Origin of the sequence: Enterococcus diestrammenae, assembly GCF_049384045.1 — a bacterium.
GTDB classification, from domain to species: domain Bacteria; phylum Bacillota; class Bacilli; order Lactobacillales; family Enterococcaceae; genus Enterococcus_C; species Enterococcus_C diestrammenae.
On record NZ_JBMRGR010000002.1, the window covers coordinates 32,883 to 51,104 of the forward strand.

An 18,222-nucleotide genomic window follows, 5' to 3' on the forward strand; every position below is an offset into this window, starting at 1 on the left:
GAGAAAGAGCGTATGCGGTGGTGCTGCTGCCTATACTTTCACAAGCCAGGAAAATTTGTTTAGCCTGTCTGATTAATTTAACAAGGAGCGATTTGAATGGAATTAGCAGAAATCCGTAATGCCTTAGAAGAAATGCAAACCAAAATTACTAGCTTTAGGGGGTCTCTTTGACTTAGATCAGTTGGAAGAAGACATCGCTGAGGCTGAGCACAAGATGGCCGAACCTGGTTTTTGGGATGACAATGACACAGCGCAAAAGGTGATTGACGAAAACAATGCCAACAAAGCGGCTTACGATTCGTTTCAAGAATTGGCAGATGAAGTGGAAGAGTTGGTCATGATGGAAGAGATGATTGCCGAAGAACCAGATGATGAGATGCACCAAGAATTGGAAGAACGCCTAGGTCTGTTGGAAGAAAAAATGCAATCCTATGAGTTGTCCATGCTTTTGGATGAGCCCTATGACCACAACAATGCAATTTTAGAATTACACCCAGGTGCCGGTGGGACTGAATCCCAAGACTGGGGAAGTATGCTGTTGCGGATGTATACTCGCTGGGGGGAACAACATGGCTATACGGTTGAAACCTTGGATTATCAGGCGGGGGATGAAGCAGGAATCAAAAGTGTGACTTTGCTATTTAAAGGCTACAATGCATACGGCTATTTGAAATCAGAAAAAGGTGTGCATCGCTTGGTGCGCATCTCGCCATTTGATTCTGCCAAACGACGTCATACCTCTTTTTGTTCTTGTGATGTGATGCCCGAGTTGGATGCCAATATTGATATTGAAGTCAATCCAGATGACATTCGCGTAGATGTTTACCGAGCGAGTGGGGCTGGTGGACAACATATCAACAAAACATCTTCTGCGGTACGCATTACCCATATTCCAACTGGGATTGTGGTGGCTAGTCAAGCCCAACGTTCCCAATTCCAAAACCGAGATACCGCGATGGGCATGTTGAAAGCCAAGTTGTATCAATTGGAAATTGAAAAACAAGAACAAGAAGCCGCAGCTTTGCGAGGCGAACAACTGGAAATCGGTTGGGGCTCACAAATTCGTTCATATGTTTTCCATCCTTATTCCATGGTGAAAGACCATCGCACCAACTTTGAAACTGGTAATGTTCAAGCGGTAATGGATGGCGATTTAGATGGCTTTATTGATGCTTATTTAAAATTGAAGTTGAATCGACAAGCGTAGGGTTCAAGACGAGCTGAGAGCCCTGGCGTTGTCTGCCCTTGTCTGGTTTGACGCTGATTTTGTCTTTTCCTTATGAAATGACATATATTTGTAACCTAATGAAAGAAAGTTGCAATATTCATGTGCTATACTACGTGAGTATTGAATTCTATTAAGATGGAGAGATAGCCATGATTGAAATGAAGGATGTAATGAAGAAGTACTCCAATGGTACAACTGCCATCCGTAATATCACCATTAATATCGATCAAGGTGAATTCGTGTACGTGGTAGGTCCTTCTGGGGCTGGGAAGTCCACCTTTATCAAGTTGATGTATCGAGAAGAAAAAGCTACCAAAGGCACGTTGACGGTAGCCGGTCATGACTTAATGACGATAAAAAATCACGAAATTCCTTTGATGCGCCGCGAAATTGGCGTGGTCTTCCAGGATTATAAACTGTTGCCAAAGAAAACAGTTTATGAAAATGTGGCTTATGCGATGCAAGTTATCGGGCGTAAACCCCGTGAAATCAAAAAGCGCGTGATGGAAGTCTTGGATTTGGTGGGCTTAAAGCACAAAGTTCGTGTGTTCCCTAGTGAGCTTTCAGGTGGGGAACAACAACGGGTCTCGATTGCGCGGGCGATTGTTAACACCCCGAAAGTCTTGATTTGTGATGAACCAACCGGGAATTTGGATCCAGAAAATTCTTGGGAAATTATGAAATTGTTGGATCGTATCAATGCCCAAGGGACAACGATTGTCATGGCGACCCATAATTCAACGATTGTTAATACCATTCGTCATCGGGTTATCGCAATCGAAAATGGTCGCATCATCAGAGACCAAGTGGAAGGGGAATACGGATACGATGATTAGAACTTTTTTCCGTCATATGCTAGAAAGTATCAAGAGTCTGAAGCGTAACGGCTGGATGACAGTCGCCTCAGTCAGTGCCGTAACCATCACTTTGTCTTTGGTGGGAGTTTTTATGGCGGTGATATTCAATGCTACCAAGTTAGCCGAGGACATCGAAAACAATGTGGACGTCTCGGTATTTATCGAATATGGCACGAAGCAACCAGAAATCGATGCCTTGGAAGCTGAACTAAATAAACTGGACAATGTAAAAAATGTTAAATTCTCCAGTGCCGATGATGAACTAGAAAAAATCAAAAAAACGATGGGCTCTGAATGGGATCTCTTTGATGAAGATAGCAACCCTTTGTATGATGTCTTTGTGGTCAGTACCACTGAACCGAAGCTGACTAAAGAGGTTGCTAAAGACGCCGGAGAACTGCCAAATGTTTACAAAGCTGATTACGGTGGTCTTGAATCCGAAAAAATCTTCAACATTGCCGATATCGTGAAAACTTGGGGCCTAGCCGCCGCCGTCTTATTGTTGTTTGTCGCGATGTTCTTAATTTCAAATACCATTCGGATTACGATTATTTCACGGCAACGAGAAATCCAAATCATGCGTCTGGTGGGAGCGAAAAACGGGTATATTCGCTGGCCATTCTTTTTAGAAGGTGGCTGGATTGGCTTAATCGGTGCGATTATCCCAGTACTATTAATCATATTTGGTTATGGTAAAGCCTATCAAATTTTGAATCCCATCTTATTGCGTTCCAACTATAGCATGGTAACGCCGGGAGATTTAGGTTTCAAAATCGCCTTGATGATGGTGTTGGTTGGCTTTTTGATTGGGTCATTAGGCTCAGTCTTATCCATGCGCCGGTTCTTGAAAGTATAATCTGATACGTGAAGGTCATGCTCCGTGCATGGCCTTTTTACTTTGGGAAAATTTGTCAGCGCAAGTCAGTGTGGCTTTACAAGGATAGCGCCTTTACGTTATTCTGAAATAAAAGAATGAGTGTTGGAGAAAAAACATGCAGCTGATAACAAATAATTTATTTACTATCTTGATGGTTGCCAATATTTTGCTATCCATCGTGATTGTGTTTCGGGAACGCCGGGAAACAGCTCAAACTTGGGCTTGGTTGTTGGTTTTGATGTTTATTCCAGTGGTTGGCTTTGTCTTGTATATCTTTTTTGGTCGGGGGATTTCCAAAGATAAGATTTTTGACCTAAAGATGCAAAGTAAAATCGGGATGAATGTGGAAATCGAGGAGCAACGACAAGCGCTACAAAGGGATTTATTTCCTCATCCACCGACAGGACGCGTGGATATTCGTCAATTGGTGTATATGCTGACGGTATTCGAACGGTCTTTGTATACCACCACCAATGATGTCCGCTTGTTTACCGATGGCCGGGAAAAATTTGATGCCTTAATTCAAGACATCGAAAATGCCCACGATCATATTCACATGCAATATTATATTTATCGTAGTGATGCACTGGGAGTGGAAGTTCGCGATGCCTTGGTTGCTGCCGCAAAACGGGGTGTAAAAGTCCGAGTATTGTTGGATGCGTGGGGATCGACACAAGTATCATTGAATTTTTTTGATAGCTTAAAAGCAGCCGGTGGGGAAGTGGCGTTATTTTTCCCGCTATTTGTTCCTTATATCAATCCCCGGCTAAATTACCGTAACCACCGTAAAATTGTCGTCATCGATGGAATGATTGGGTACACTGGCGGTTTCAATGTCGGGGATGAGTATTTGGGCTTGGTGGATAAATTTGGCTATTGGCGAGACAATCATCTACGAATCAAAGGACCAGCTATCTATTCTCTACAAAACCGTTTTTTGATGGATTGGAATTCGCAACATACGAATGAAGTCCAGTTTGCGGAGGCGTATTTCCCGACGATGGCCAATCAAGGGGCGGTATCGATGCAAGTGGTGACTAGTGGGCCAGATTCGCCCTATGAGCAAATTAAAATGACCTACTTGAAAATGATCAGTATGGCCAAAAGTGAAATCTTGATACAGACCCCTTACTATATCCCCGATGGTTCGATTCATGAAGCGTTGAAACTGGCTTTGTTATCGGGGGTGGCAGTGCATTTGCAGATTCCCAATAAACCAGATCACCCCTTTGTTTACTGGGCCACCTACTCCTTTGCTGCGGAGCTTTTGGAATACGGTGCAGTGGTGGAAACCTATGAAAAAGGGTTCATGCATGCCAAGACGATGATTGTCGATAACGGTATTGTTTCGGTGGGCTCAGCCAATATTGATGTTCGTTCTTTCCGTTTAGATTTTGAAGTGAACTGTGTCTTATATGACGAGCAAATGGCTCAAAAAGTTCGCAATGCCTTTTTTGCTGATAGTCTGGATTCAAAACCGTTGACCAAAGAGCTTTATGCCAACCGCGGTTTTTTCATCAAGGTCAAAGAAGGCCTGGCGCGGTTGATTTCCCCTTTGCTGTAAGCTTTTACCGTCATGTTGAAAAGGCGATCAGATTCCAAATTTGCGTTTTGGAGGCTTTTTAAAGCTGGAATATGGAATCGTGGTAAGGGTTGTTAAGTAGCACAAAAAAAGACCACTATCGAACTAGTAATTGCCAGCTTGGTTGCAAGTTGACCCTTGCTGATCTAGTGATAAAAAAACGAACGTCTGACGTCACTTACAAAAAGTGAAATCAGACGTTTCCTATGTAGCGCCGAGAAGAGGAGACGAAAGGGTATCCTCTTTCCGCGATTTTTTTCGCAAATGGGGAGATGCGAAAAAGTGAAAACGTCAAGAACAACGGGGGTAAAGGGGTTTTCTTGTTTGGGGAAGCAAGAAAATACGTCAGTTCTTTTTAGGGACGTTTTTCAATGGACAGTATAGCATAGTCACCTTTCTAGGACTAGCCTTTTTAATGATTTTACTGACAAAAAATAAAGAATTACTGAAAATATATTTGCGATTTTCCCGATTGTCGGTTAATGTTAACATGAGTTTGTTACTCATAAGCAAGCAATCATCAGTCGTCTGATGAGGAGGCTGGAAATCTTCGGCATGAATCAAGCGGCGACTAGTCGATTATTCCGGATTGTAAGATCCGAAAAGGAGAAGAAGGAAAATGAAAAAACGGATTTTTCTTACGTTGGCGTTAACTGTCGGCGTTCTTTTAAGCGGCTGTGCCAAATGGATTGATCGTGGAGAATCCATCACCGCAGTGGGCTCATCGGCGTTACAACCTTTAGTGGAAACCGTCGCCGAAGAATACCAGACCAAGTTTCCTGGTAAATTTATCAATGTTCAAGGTGGCGGTAGTGGGACTGGTTTGAGCCAAGTTCAAAGTGGCGCTGTGGAAATCGGCAATTCCGATTTGTTTGCGGAAGAAAAATCGGGGATCGATGCTTCCAAATTACAAGATCACAAAGTCGCGGCGGTGGGGATTACCCCAATTGTCAATCAAGAAGTTGGTATCGATGGCTTGGAAATGGCCCAATTACGGGGGATTTTTCTGGGAGAAATCACCAACTGGCAAGAAGTTGGCGGCGCGAATTTACCGATTGTCATCTTAAACCGAGCAGCCGGTTCCGGGACCCGTGGGACTTTTGAAAAATGGGTTTTGGAAGGTAAAACAGCCATCCGTGCTCAAGAACAAGATTCCAGTGGGATGGTACGCCAAATCGTGGCCGACACACCAGGAGCCATCAGTTATGTGGCTTTTTCTTATGTGACTGATGAGGTGGATACGTTAAAAATCGATGGGGTAGAGCCTACCGACGAAAATGTCACCACTAATGCTTGGAAAATCTGGGCTTACGAGCATATGTATACGAAAGGCAAGCCTGATCAGTTGACGGCGGACTTTTTGGACTATGTTTTATCAGAAGAGGTACAGGAGAAAATTGTTGCCGAACTAGGCTATATTCCCGTTTCGCGGATGGAAGTAGAACGGGATTGGCAAGGAAATCTGATTGGCTAATCTTTACACAAAATTTACATGAAGTTTATCCAAAATTGATGTTGGTCTTCTAGAATGATATTGTATTCTAGCAGGAAACAGCAGGCCTGCGTTACACCTTGTGTGTAAATGGACGTCTGCTGTTTTTAATTTGCCATTTTGTCCGATTTTCAGCGGAGGGTTCAATGAATGGTAAGACCTTTATTCATAAGGTAAAATGAAGAAGTAAGCCATCGATGCGAGACTAGGAGGAATCATTTTGGAAGAAGATGTGAAAAAGGCGCTGCTGACTAAGTCTAAGCGAGCGCGAATGGAACAACGAGGCAAACTCATCAGCTTTTTGTGTATTGCTTTAATTGTTGCCGTGGTGATTTCGATTTTTTATTTTGTTGCTAGTAAGGGATTGGCAACCTTTTTCAAAGATAAAGTCAATGTTCTGGGTTTTCTTTTTGGGACGGATTGGAACCCTAGCCAGCTAGGACCTGATGGTAAACCACAAGTAGGGGCCCTCCCGATGATTGCTGGTTCATTTATTGTGACGTTTTTATCCGCAATTGTAGCAACGCCTTTTGCAATCGGCGCGGCGGTTTTCATGGTGGAGATTTCTCCCAAGCAAGGACAAAAAATCTTGTAACCGGTGATTGAACTATTGGTGGGAATTCCTTCTGTTGTCTATGGGTTTATCGGGTTATCAGTGATTGTTCCAACGGTTCGTTCCGTGTTTGGCGGGACGGGATTTGGGATTTTGGCAGGGACTTTTGTGCTGTTTATCATGATTTTACCTACTGTCACCACCATGACCGTCGATGCCTTGAAGGCGGTGCCTCGCCATTATCGAGAAGCTTCGTTGGCCTTGGGAGCGACTCGCTGGCAAACAATCTATAAAGTGGTATTGCGGGCAGCGGTACCGGGAATTTTGACGGCTGTCGTCTTTGGGATGGCCCGTGCCTTTGGGGAAGCTTTGGCGATTCAGATGGTCATCGGGAATGCAGCGCTGATGCCGACTTCCTTGGTTACACCGGCTTCAACTTTGACTTCGATTTTGACGATGGGGATTGGGAACACCATCATGGGGACAGTGGAAAACAATGTCCTCTGGTCGTTGGCCTTGATCTTGTTGTTGATGTCGTTGATTTTCAACATTATTATTCGTTTGATTGGGAAGAAAGGAGCCTTCAATAAATGAATGCGAAACGTTCAGATAAAATTGCCACAGGCGTCCTGTATGGGATTTCCGCCACCATCGTGTTGATCTTGGCTGCCTTGCTCCTTTATATCTTGGTGCGGGGGGTGCCTCATATTTCCTGGGAATTTTTGACCCAACCTTCGAAGGCTTATCAAGAAGGTGGCGGGATTGGGATTCAGTTGTTTAACTCCTTTTACTTGTTGCTGATTACCATGTTAATCAGTTTCCCGATTTCTTTGGGAGCAGGGATTTACTTATCGGAGTACGCTAAGAAAAATTGGTTGACGGACTTGATTCGGACCTCCATCGAAATCTTGAGTTCCTTGCCTTCAGTGGTTGTTGGTTTGTTTGGCTTTTTGGTATTTGTGGTTCAGTTTGGTTATGGTTTCTCGATTATTTCCGGGGCCTTGGCTTTAACTTTCTTCAACTTACCGCTATTGACCCGCAATGTGGAAGAATCCTTACGAGCGATTCATTACACCCAACGTGAAGCTGGCTTGGCTTTGGGTTTATCCCGGTGGGAAACAGTGATGCGTATCGTCGTCCCTGAGGCGACACCAGGTATTTTAACCGGGATCATCTTAAGCTCGGGACGAATTTTTGGGGAAGCGGCGGCCTTGATCTACACGGCTGGTCAAAGTGCACCGGCTTTGGATTTCTCCAACTGGAATCCTCTCAGTGTTTCTAGTCCCATCAGTATTTTCCGCCAAGCCGAAACCTTAGCCGTGCACATCTGGAAAATCAATACAGAAGGCACCATGCCAGATGGCGCGGCAGTATCGGCTGGGGCATCGGCAGTATTGATCATCGCCGTCTTGCTGTTTAACTTCGGCGCTCGAGCTGTCGGCAAGCGTTTGTATAATAAAATGACTTCCGCATAAGAAGGAGTAGAATTTATGAGCTATGATATCAATGATCGCAATCTCATCACCTTTGACCAAGCTGAAGACATTGCCTTATATACCGAAGATTTAAAAGTCTGGTACGGTCAAAATGAAGCCATTCATGGGGTGGACTTGCAGTTTGAGAAAAACTGTATTACCGCTTTGATTGGCCCTTCTGGATCCGGTAAATCCACCTATCTTCGTTCGCTAAATCGGATGAACGATGGAATTTCTGGTACCAAAGTGACCGGCTCGATTATGTACAAAGAAGTCGATGTCAATCGTCCTGAAATTGATGTTTACGAAATGCGCAAACGCATCGGCATGGTTTTTCAACGACCAAATCCTTTTAGTAAATCCATCTATGAGAATATCACCTTTGCCTTGAAACGCCATGGCGAAAAGGATAAGCACAAATTAGATGAAATCGTCGAGACCAGTTTGAAACAAGCCGCTTTATGGGAGCAGGTCAAAGACAACCTGCATAAGAGTGCACTTGCTTTATCCGGTGGGCAACAACAGCGCCTTTGTATCGCCCGAGCCATTGCCATGAAACCTGATATTCTATTGCTAGATGAGCCAGCTTCCGCACTGGATCCTATTTCGACAGGGACCGTTGAGGAGACCTTGGTGAATTTGAAAGAAAATTATACCATCATCATCGTGACCCACAATATGCAACAAGCAGCTCGAATTAGCGACTATACCGCCTTTTTCTACATGGGGCATTGTTTGGAATATGACTTGACCCGTAAGATTTTCACGCGACCGAAAATCAAGGCGACGGAAGATTATGTCTCCGGCCACTTCGGGTAGTTACAGTAAAGGCATCAGGCAAGCAATAGCTTATGCCCGCTATTTTCAGGAGGAAAACTATGTCTGAATATCTGATATCATCACAAGACTTGCATTTGTACTATGGTCAAAAAGAAGCCCTCAAAGGCATTACTATGGGCTTTAATAAAAATGAAATCACCGCTATGATTGGCCCTTCTGGATGTGGCAAATCCACCTATTTACGGACGCTAAACCGGATGAATGATTTAATTCCAGGAGTGACGATTACCGGGAATGTCCAGTATAAGGAACAAGATATCTACAGTCCCAAACAAGATATCGTGGAGTTGCGTAAGGAAATCGGCATGGTTTTCCAACAGCCGAATCCTTTTCCTTTTTCCATTTACGAAAATGTCATCTATGGGTTAAAATTAAAAGGTGAAAAAGATAAAGCAAAATTGGATCAAGTGGTGGAAGAAAGCTTAAAAGCCGCATCTGTCTGGGATGATGTGAAAGATAAGCTCCATTCCAGTGCGTTGTCCCTATCTGGCGGGCAACAACAACGGGTTTGTATCGCGCGGGTATTGGCGGTGGATCCACAGATTATTTTATTAGATGAACCCACTAGTGCCCTAGATCCGATTTCTACAGGTAAAATTGAGAATACATTATTGCAGTTGAAAGATCGTTATACCATGATCATCGTTACTCACAATATGTCACAGGCTTCGCGGATTTCTGATCGCACGGCCTTTTTCTTAGATGGTAACTTGATCGAGTATGATGTCACCAAGAAAATCTTTTTGGAACCAGGAAAAAAAGAAACGGAAGATTATATCTCCGGCCGTTTTGGTTAACTTTACGGTTGGTGAAGGAAAGCGGGGAAAGCATACATGTTACGGACGCAGTTTGAGGAAGAATTATTAAATCTTCACAATCAGTTTTATGAAATGGGAATGATGGTGTCAAATGCTGTTCATAAATCGGTTAAATCTTACATCAAGCATGACAAAGAATTAGCCCGAGAAGTCATCGCCCATGATGTGGAAATTAATGATATGGAAGTCAAGTTAGAGAAAAAAAGCTTTGAGATGATTGCTTTACAACAACCAGTCACTACCGATCTCCGGATGATTATCACAGTGATGAAAGCTAGTTCTGATTTGGAACGGATGGCCGATCATGCGGTTTCCATCGCCAAATCGACTATTCGGGTCAAAGGGGAAACTCGAATTCCCGAGATTGAAAAAGAAATATCTGATATGTCTGACTATGTCAAAAAAATGGTGGATAATGTCCTAGTGGCTTATGTCAAAACCAATGAAGAAGATGCCCGCCTGATTGCTAATATGGATAAACGCATCAACGATTATTACTCGCAAATCTATTACCAAGCAGTGGAAGCGATGAAAGAAAATCCAGAAACGGTCATTAGTGGGACAGATTATCTTTCAGTGGCTCAGTATTTGGAACGGATTGGTGATTATGTGACCAATATCTGTGAATGGATTGTCTATCTAGCTACCGGTAAAATCACTGAATTGAATACCAATCACGATGAAGAGTTCTAATCATTAGATGACTAATAACCACTTTTTCAGCAAGTGCTTCGGCTTGTGAGAAGAAGTGGTTTTTTATAGTTAAATTGTGTTTCCTGACAAGCGATGATCAATTGAGTAAATCCGACCTAGCCCCTTATCCGTCAATGGTCTTGCGAAAGTTCGGTCTTTAGTCCTATGACATTTCTCAAAAAAGTTGGCATAATAGCAATGTAAGGTAATCACAGTGATTGCCGACAAATATGAAACACTCAAGGAGGCTCCTAAGCCATGAATGAACGAGAACGAGTACTGGACTTAGTGAAAAAAGGTGTGCTTTCAACAGAGGAAGCCTTAGATCTGCTGGAAAGCATGGCCCAAGAAAAAGATGAAAAACAGATTCAAAAAGTCAGCGAAGAAGTGACAGCTGAAAAACAAGATGCCCTGGCTTCTTTATTGGAAGATCCGGAAGACAAAGATTTTGATGAAAAAATGGCGCAACAAACAGCCGCAGATAAAAAGAACTTAGAAACGATTTTAGATGACTTAGCAACAGAAGCAAACCAAGCTTCTGTGGAATTGGATGAATTAAATGTGGAAGTCGCTGGCGTCCATGAACAAATAGCAGAGGTCCAAGGCAAATTGATGGAACTCAATACCAAAGAAGAGTTAGACATCTTAAATGACGAAGAATTAGCTGATCGTCAAGAACTGGAAGCGGAACTGCAATCGTTGGAAACCGCCGCTGACGAATTGGAAACTGAAAAGAGCGGGTTAGAAAGTCGCTTAAAAGGCTTGAAAAAAGATCAATGGTCGCAAATGAAAGATGATTTCCGGACGAAGTTTAACGATGAATGGAAAGATCAAGCGACGGAAGCTTTCAACCAAGCTGGCGAAAAAATGGCCGAAGCAGGTAGCCAATTAGGCCGTTTCTTCAAACATACCTTTAATTCCGTTTCCCAAACCTTCAATGACAATGTCGAATGGAAAGACATCAGCATTCGTGTACCTGGTGTTGCCAACACCAAATTCGACCACACCTTCGAATTTCCAGCCACTGAAGCGACGATTTTGGATGTCAAAGCCGCTAACGGGAATGTGACTTTCGATTTATGGGAAGCCGATTATGTGAAGGTGGAAGCGAAGATCGCTTTGTACGGTAAGATGGATGCAGCGACACCGTTTGACGCTTTTAGTGAACGGAGCCGGATTGAAGTCGATGATGACCATATTCTTTTCCATGTCCCAAACAAACGAGTACGGGCGGACTTAGTCTTCTATTTGCCAAAACAAACCTATGACCATGTAGCGGTGAAATTGCTAAATGGCAATGTCGTCGTGAAGCAGTTGGAAGCTAAAGATGTTTATACCCAATCCACCAATGGCAACATTGATTTTGAAAAGATTGATGCCACTATGTTAGAAATCGCCGGTGTCAATGGCAATATCACGATTGCTGATGGCACAATCATGGATACCATCATTGAAAATGTCAATGGCGGAATCACAGTCCAAGCGACGCCTCAAACCATCGGGGCTTCGCTGGTGAATGGCGATATCAAACTAACCTTTAAAGAAGATCATTTGAAAAAAGTCGATGCTAGCTCGGTGAATGGTAATGTCAAAGTTGCTTTGCCAGCCAATCTCGGCATCGAAGGGTTGGCCAAAACAAGCTTAGGGAAAATCAATTCCCGCTTGACCGAAATTGAAGTCGTACGGGAGAAAAAGGAAAAACTCAATCAGTTGTTGCAATTCCGTCGGGTTCAAGAGGAGACTTTGGCACAGCTAGATTTGTCTACAACAACAGGAAACATCTTATTGAAGGATACCGATCAATAAGTTTGTAACTGGACTGGGACGGCAAAAAACAGGATTTTGCCGTCTCGGTTCTTGAAAAAAATAGCAACAGGGATGATATTCTCTGGGATTTACGGTAAAATTGAGGGGATAGAGGTGAAAGATTATGAGAAAAAAATTGACGAAATCTACCAACAATGTGGTGATTACAGGTACTCTTGGCGGTATTGCTGACTTTTTAGGGATTGATGCCACGATTATTCGGGTGATCTATGTCTTCTTGTCCTTAGTGACCGTTGCCTTTCCTGGTATTACCTTGTATATTATTATGGCGTTGATTATCCCTTCAGGCCGTAGTTCCCAAAACGGCGGGTATGGACGCAACCCATATTACCAAAATCAGAACTCACGAACCAATCGGGATTACAAGCAATTTAGCCAAAAGCCAAAACAACCGAAACAAGCCGAAAAAATCGATGACGATGACTGGAGTGATTTCTAATGACTTACTTCCAGCGACTGTTAGTAAACACCTTGACGTTTATCGCCTTGACGGTCATCTTTCCCAATATGTTCCATGTGGTAAGCTTGTTTACGGCGTTGATAGCAGCTTTTGTTTTATCGATTCTAAACGGTTTTTTACGCCCCTTCTTAGTATTATTGTCCCTGCCATTAAACTTCCTCTCGCTAGGTTTGTTCACCTTTGTGATCAATGCCGGCATGTTGAGTATTACTTCTAATTTGGTGGGAACAGCTAAATTTGGCTTTTCTTCCTTTGGTGCTGCGATTTTAGTGGCGGTGATTATGTCCATCGTCAATTTGATCGTAACCGAACACAGTATGCAAAAGTTTACCAAAGAATAATAATGGAACACCTGATTGTGATGATCAGGTGTTTTTCTTTGCGATGAAAGTCTGATTTTACGGACTAGCTCTCTTCGGATTTGACTCACGAAAATTGGAGGCGTTCGTTCAATCTTTCTTATCTTCAATGCAAAATCTTCTCGCAGGAAAAATCTTTTAAGATTTGACAGACAGTTCATAAAAAAACATGATACAATATATGTATTAAAGCATATTTATGTCTATGTAGAGATGAATCGATACTTGCTAAATCAGTTTGAAATCACTGATAGCACGGCTAATTTCGTGAAAACATTGAAATTGTTGAATACGCTAACATCTTTTAGCTAAAAAACGAGATAAAGGGTTGACAATAACAAAAAATAGGAGATAAAAACGGTGATGATTGTTCTAGTTTAGTGAATTACTTCTGGATCAAACAGTCAAGTAAAACTTAAGTAGTTGATTTTTTGTGAACATAGACAACATGATTAATGTGGAGGAAGTGAAGGACATGGAAACGTTGTTGGAAGGCGCGATTGGGATGTGGCAAGAGCCTGGTCGACTAGTGATGATGCTCATTGGTGGGTTATTGATGTATTTGGGAATCAAAAAAGAATACGAGCCCACTTTATTAGTACCAATGGGCTTGGGAACAATTTTAGTGAATTTCCCGAATTCTGGCGTACTGAGTGCTGGAGGGGAGGCCGGGCCGTTTCAAGTACTGTTTGATATGGGGATATCAACCGAACTCTTTCCGCTGTTGCTGTTTATCGGCATTGGGGCGATGATTGATTTTGGGCCTTTATTGCAAAATCCTTTTATGCTGATGTTTGGGGCTGCCGCTCAGTTTGGTATCTTTTTTACCATTATTATGGCGGTATTATTGGGTTTTGATTTAAACGATGCCGCCTCTATTGGAATCATCGGGGCAGCGGATGGTCCGACTTCGATTTTTGTGGCCAATACCCTCAACTCGAAATATATGGGAGCGATCATGGTAGCCGCCTATTCTTATATGTCTTTGGTACCGATTATCCAACCAGTCGCGATCAAAGCGGTCACCACCAAAGAAGAAAGAAAAATCCGCATGACTTATCGCGCGGGAGAAGTTTCAAAAACGGCAAAGATTCTATTTCCGATAGTGATTTGTATTGTGGCCGGCTTGATTGCACCAGTGTCTTTGCCATTGGTAGGCTTTTTGATGTTTGGAAATCTGTTACGAGAATGTGGTGTTTTGGAACGGTTATCGGTCACCGCCCAAAATGAACTAGTCAATATCATCAGTATCCTACTAGGATTATCCATTTCGGTGAGTATGCACTATGAAGACTTTTTAAAGGTGGATACGTTGATGGTGATTTTCCTAGGACTTATTGCCTTTATCATGGATTCAATCGGCGGTGTGTTATTTGCCAAAGTGCTCAATCTCTTCCGCAAAGAGAAGATTAATCCGATGATTGGGGCCGCTGGTATTTCGGCCTTTCCGATGTCTAGCCGGGTCATCCAAAAGATGGCTACCGAAGAGGATCCCCAAAACTTTATTTTGATGCATGCAGCAGGTGCCAATGTTTCGGGACAAATCGCATCGGTGATTGCTGGCGGTTTATTGTTAGCCTTGTTGGGATAAAAGTTGCCATTGAAAAGTTGAGAGAGGATGAGAAAGTATGGCCATTAATCTTGAAGATTTAAAAACATCCTTAGAACTACTCGTTCTTGGATGGGGGGGCGTCTTTTTAGTCTTATTTATTATTTATTTATCGTCAAAAGCCCTCAGTAAAATCTTTCCTGTGAAAAAGACCAAAGAATAACAAAAAAGCTCAAGTCTGAAAAACCATCAGCGCTTGAGCTTTTTTGATTGATGAAGGGGCTAACTTTTGTTTAGCTTTCTTTTTTTAAAGTCTTGAGAGCCTGCCATTCTTCTTTTGTCACCTTTTTTTCATCATAGCGGGCTTTTTCGTAGAGGGTTAGCAGGCGCTTGCGATAGGGAGTCTCCTCCAGTGATGTCATCAGGTCACGAGGCGTGGCGCTATACTGTGAGGGGCGGGTTTCCTTTTTAAAGCGCTGCCGCACCCGATGATTGTAATCCCCAAAAAACAGGGAAGGAGGCCTTCGATTTACTTTTTTTTGATCTAACAAAACAAAATCGGCTAGTTCAGGTAGCTCTTCGGTTTCAGGAACCGGCCTTTTTGCTTTGAGATAATGTATCATTTGAAATCCGATAGTTAAAAGTAGGAGGATCGCTGCTAGCAGGAGGAGAAGTTTTAGGATTTGTTCGAATATCTCCCAAAATGCCACAAGCAGCTGATTGGGTTCACTTTTTCCGGCGATTTTTTCCATCGTTTTAGCCGGATCAGGAGAGTCGATCGGCATTGGTGCTTGAGATTGTTTAGTTACTTGAGGTAAGGGGCCTTCTTTTGGCGAATAGCTGAAGGTTCCAAAAGGTTGTAACCAAGCCAAAATTGCCATAAAGGTTAGTCCCGTTATCGCCAGTCCGCCTAACATGAGTAATAATTGTTTGCGGCTAATGGTCAAAAAGCCGCGGTTTCTATGACCGGAAACGGCCTTACTCAATGTCTGCGCGGCAGTTACTTCCTTGAGCCAAGTAAGTAATTGGCGAATCATTAATAACAACAGGACTATTAAGAGAGCGAAAAGTCGCAAAGAAACCGCATTTAAAAGAAACCCTGCCAAATAACAAACTAGTGGATACAAGAATAGTGCCCAACTGGCTGTGAAGGAGGGGAGGCTTCCAAATAGGGCAATGACGAGTAAGAGGCAACCTAGAAAAAGGGAAAAGCCGGTGGCGGCCCAAATTGCCATCCCTAAAATTCCCATGGTGATTACATGATAGAATAGGGGCCATTTCTGGCGTAGCTTTTGAATCAGCGGTAGGCTAAGCAGGGCAGTGACCAAAAGTAAAAGAGCCGTGGTGACTGACGGTGCAGTTTTTAAGACAACTAGCTGACCTATCCAGATAGTTTCTAGGACGGACAGAGCACGAATGAGGAGCTCCAGGCCCCAATGTAAGCGTCTCATCTGCTTCATGTAATCACCCACTCTCTGATGGTTAATTTGCCATTGCTGGTTGTTTCCTGAGCTAATTTGGTCGCTAAAAGGACGATGCCGGAAGTACCGGCCATTTCTTCAGCGAGGCGGGCTTTTTCTGAAGACCAAGCAGCAGCGGACGTGACAATCAGACAGTTGTGATTTCGTTGCTGACTTGGTAATAGGAGATGGTCCTTGGTGGGGACTGTTTGTGACAAAGCAAGGTGGCTGCAATTTTGCAAAATAACACTGGTGGCTACGGCGTTCCCACTGAATAAGTGTTGACCGGTTTGATTGCGCCCGTTAGTCTGACAACGCACTAAGTAGCCCAACTGTTGACATTCCTTGGCTAAAGATGCAAACAGGGAAATGCTCGCTTCTGCCAAGGGATCACTTTTCCAGTTGGTAGTTTCTGGTAAATCCAGTACCAAGGTAACTTCTTGATTGGCAGTAGGATCGTATTGTCGCACCATCCATTGGTTTAGTTGGGCACTTTTTTTATAATCCAGCTGCTTGATGGCATCGCCACTACGGTATTCTCGCAATCCCCGAAAGCTCAAGGGATCCGACACGAGACCTTGTTTGGCCAGTTGCTCCCCCAAGGAAGTATGGAGGATTTGAAAAATTTCCTGGGTACTGACTAACTTAGGATAGACCATGATTTCTTTGTCCAGGGGGTAAGTCTGGGTCACGGCCTCTTGAAAAAGTAAGCTCCGACAGTGGAGTTGCAGTTCTGTCAGGGGATATACGCCGCGTTTGTGGCCTTTGATCCGAAAAACATTTTCTGAACGAGACCAACTGGCTAAGGAAAAGACCTGAAAAAGATCGTTGACGGGTTTTTCATGGTCAGCTTCCACCAAATCAAAATGAGGATCAAAAGAAATCAATAAGCGCAAAAAGGGAAGCCCAAAGTTTTTTTGATTGAAAACAATTTGACGTAAGGTGAAAATTTCCCCTGGAAAGACTTGCGGTTGCTTCATTTCAACGGCGATTGACAAGCCTTTTTGCCAGTTGTGTAGCCAATAGTAACGAATGCCCCAAAAGGCCGAAAACAGGAGTCCTAAAAATAGCAAAATCATACCGATTTCAACTCCCAATCTTCTGTCGGTACCTGGATTTTGTGTAAGAGTTCGCCTATCAGTTCTTCTTTGCGAGAGGTGGTGGTATAGGCATTTTGAAAGAACAGTCGATGGGCTAAGATTGGCACAGCCAAGGTTTGAATATCGTCTGGTAAGACGAACTGGCGCTTTTCGAGGTAAGCATAGGCTTGGCAAGCTTTGGCAAATTGAATCAAACAACGATGGCTTACACCAGTGACAACACCTTCCAGACTGGGGACTTGTTCGCAGAGGGACACTAAGTAATCCAGTAGTACGGGATGGAAATAGACTTCCCGGACGGTTTGACGAATTGCCAGAATCTGTTGGGCATCGGTGACCGGACTTAAGGGAGGCAGGAGCAAGCCTTCTTTTAATGCTTGGGACACCAGCTGTTCTTTGTCTTGGTGTTGTAGCTTTTCCAATGAAAATTGCAACATAAAACGGTCCAGCTGAGCTTCTGGCAGTGGAAATGTCCCGGCTGTTTCCAGGGGATTTTGGGTTGCTATGACAAAAAATAACTCTGACAAAGAACGTGTTTGGCCATCAGCTGTTACTTGGCGCTCAGCCATCGCTTCTAAAAGTGCCGATTGGGTGCGGGGCGTGGCTCGATTGATTTCGTCCACCAATAAAATCTCAGTAAAAATGGGACCAGCATGAAATTCAAATTGCTTGGTATCTGGGCGATAGATATTTATCCCTGTTAAATCCGATGGTAATAAATCAGGTGTAGCTTGGACCCGCTGAAAATGAAGACCGAGACTGTTTGCCAAAGCGCGACTCAAGGCAGTCTTCCCGCTACCAGGATCATCTTCTAATAACACATGTCCTTCCGCTAAAAGGGCAGTTAGTAATAGTTTTTGGGCCTGATGATTACCGATGACTTGTTTTGCCACTTCTCGGTGGAGTGTCGTATAAAAATTTTCTAGCATGAGTTTCCTCCTCGGACGGACCATTTAGGATAGCAGTAAAACTAGTTGAGGCTCCTAAATGCTTGGAATAAGAACATCGTACTCAATGATTATTGTAACCCTTTTCTTGCTTGATGGAAACCT

General features: G+C 43.3%; 17 protein-coding genes and 1 pseudogene. 15 read left to right on the top strand and 3 right to left on the bottom strand.

The features are described 5' to 3' along the window. Positions 1–96 precede the first annotated feature (96 nt). The 15 genes and pseudogenes from prfB (at position 97) to ACO03U_RS01800 (ending at position 14,833) form a co-directional block, all read left to right on the top strand. Positions 97–1,207 (top strand): peptide chain release factor 2 gene (gene prfB / locus ACO03U_RS01730; protein WP_204685018.1). Its coding sequence is split into 2 segments (ribosomal slippage): positions 97–168 and positions 170–1,207, totalling 1,110 coding nucleotides; the frame shifts between segments, so codons are not numbered across the junction. Between the two features lie 170 nt (positions 1,208–1,377). Further along, a complete protein-coding gene (gene ftsE / locus ACO03U_RS01735; protein ID WP_161868355.1) occupies positions 1,378–2,064 on the top strand; it encodes a cell division ATP-binding protein FtsE in 687 nt (228 codons plus the stop codon). Then, positions 2,057–2,941 carry a permease-like cell division protein FtsX gene (gene ftsX, locus ACO03U_RS01740; RefSeq protein WP_161868356.1) on the top strand — a complete coding sequence of 295 codons (885 nt, stop codon included), beginning with the start codon at positions 2,057–2,059 and terminating at the stop codon, positions 2,939–2,941. Before ftsE ends, ftsX begins: the two co-directional genes overlap by 8 nt. A 136-nt stretch (positions 2,942–3,077) precedes the next feature. Next, positions 3,078–4,526: a cardiolipin synthase gene (gene cls / locus ACO03U_RS01745; RefSeq protein ID WP_204685019.1), complete on the top strand. Its 1,449-nt coding sequence runs from the start codon at positions 3,078–3,080 to the stop codon at positions 4,524–4,526. 637 nt (positions 4,527–5,163) lie between these two features. Then, positions 5,164–6,018 (top strand): phosphate ABC transporter substrate-binding protein PstS, encoded by an 855-nt coding sequence (locus ACO03U_RS01750; protein ID WP_161868358.1) that lies wholly within the window; start codon positions 5,164–5,166, stop codon positions 6,016–6,018. A gap of 289 nt (positions 6,019–6,307) precedes the next feature. Next, positions 6,308–7,183 (top strand): annotated as a pseudogene (pstC, locus tag ACO03U_RS01755) (phosphate ABC transporter permease subunit PstC). Beyond that, the gene (gene pstA / locus ACO03U_RS01760; RefSeq protein WP_161868359.1) at positions 7,180–8,064 is read left to right on the top strand and encodes a phosphate ABC transporter permease PstA; all 885 of its coding nucleotides are present in this window, start codon (positions 7,180–7,182) and stop codon (positions 8,062–8,064) included. The pseudogene pstC and the gene pstA overlap by 4 nt, the downstream one beginning before the upstream one ends. A gap of 15 nt (positions 8,065–8,079) precedes the next feature. Then, a complete protein-coding gene (gene pstB, locus ACO03U_RS01765; protein WP_161868360.1) occupies positions 8,080–8,883 on the top strand; it encodes a phosphate ABC transporter ATP-binding protein PstB in 804 nt (267 codons plus the stop codon). A 59-nt stretch (positions 8,884–8,942) separates the two neighbouring features. Continuing rightward, positions 8,943–9,701 (top strand): phosphate ABC transporter ATP-binding protein PstB, encoded by a 759-nt coding sequence (pstB, locus tag ACO03U_RS01770; RefSeq protein ID WP_204685021.1) that lies wholly within the window; start codon positions 8,943–8,945, stop codon positions 9,699–9,701. A gap of 36 nt (positions 9,702–9,737) precedes the next feature. Beyond that, complete coding sequence (gene phoU, locus ACO03U_RS01775) at positions 9,738–10,415, top strand: phosphate signaling complex protein PhoU (RefSeq protein WP_161868362.1); 678 nt, start codon at positions 9,738–9,740, stop codon at positions 10,413–10,415. Between the two features lie 258 nt (positions 10,416–10,673). Further along, entirely contained in the window at positions 10,674–12,221 is a 1,548-nt protein-coding gene (gene liaX, locus ACO03U_RS01780; protein WP_204685028.1) for a daptomycin-sensing surface protein LiaX, read from the top strand. 124 nt (positions 12,222–12,345) lie between these two features. Beyond that, positions 12,346–12,681: a PspC domain-containing protein gene (locus tag ACO03U_RS01785; protein ID WP_161868364.1), complete on the top strand. Its 336-nt coding sequence runs from the start codon at positions 12,346–12,348 to the stop codon at positions 12,679–12,681. Next, the gene (locus tag ACO03U_RS01790; protein ID WP_204685030.1) at positions 12,681–13,043 is read left to right on the top strand and encodes a phage holin family protein; all 363 of its coding nucleotides are present in this window, start codon (positions 12,681–12,683) and stop codon (positions 13,041–13,043) included. The genes ACO03U_RS01785 and ACO03U_RS01790 overlap by 1 nt, the downstream gene beginning before the upstream one ends. Positions 13,044–13,536: 493 nt before the next feature. Further along, positions 13,537–14,652, top strand: a complete 1,116-nt coding sequence (locus tag ACO03U_RS01795; RefSeq protein ID WP_161868366.1) for a sodium ion-translocating decarboxylase subunit beta — start codon at positions 13,537–13,539, stop codon at positions 14,650–14,652. A 37-nt stretch (positions 14,653–14,689) separates the two neighbouring features. Beyond that, positions 14,690–14,833, top strand: coding sequence for an OadG family protein (locus ACO03U_RS01800; RefSeq protein ID WP_202625789.1), 144 nt, complete (start codon positions 14,690–14,692; stop codon positions 14,831–14,833). 70 nt (positions 14,834–14,903) lie between these two features. On the opposite strand, the gene ACO03U_RS01805 is transcribed toward ACO03U_RS01800, so the two are convergent. From ACO03U_RS01805 to ACO03U_RS01815, 3 genes are read right to left on the bottom strand one after another with little or no spacing between them, the layout of a single operon-like run. Further along, entirely contained in the window at positions 14,904–16,070 is a 1,167-nt protein-coding gene (locus tag ACO03U_RS01805; RefSeq protein WP_204685032.1) for a hypothetical protein, read from the bottom strand. Then, positions 16,067–17,149 (bottom strand): DUF58 domain-containing protein, encoded by a 1,083-nt coding sequence (locus ACO03U_RS01810; protein WP_204685035.1) that lies wholly within the window; start codon positions 17,147–17,149, stop codon positions 16,067–16,069. The genes ACO03U_RS01805 and ACO03U_RS01810 overlap by 4 nt, the downstream gene beginning before the upstream one ends. Further along, positions 17,146–18,099, bottom strand: coding sequence for an AAA family ATPase (locus ACO03U_RS01815; protein ID WP_204685038.1), 954 nt, complete (start codon positions 18,097–18,099; stop codon positions 17,146–17,148). The genes ACO03U_RS01810 and ACO03U_RS01815 overlap by 4 nt, the downstream gene beginning before the upstream one ends. Positions 18,100–18,222 lie beyond the last annotated feature (123 nt).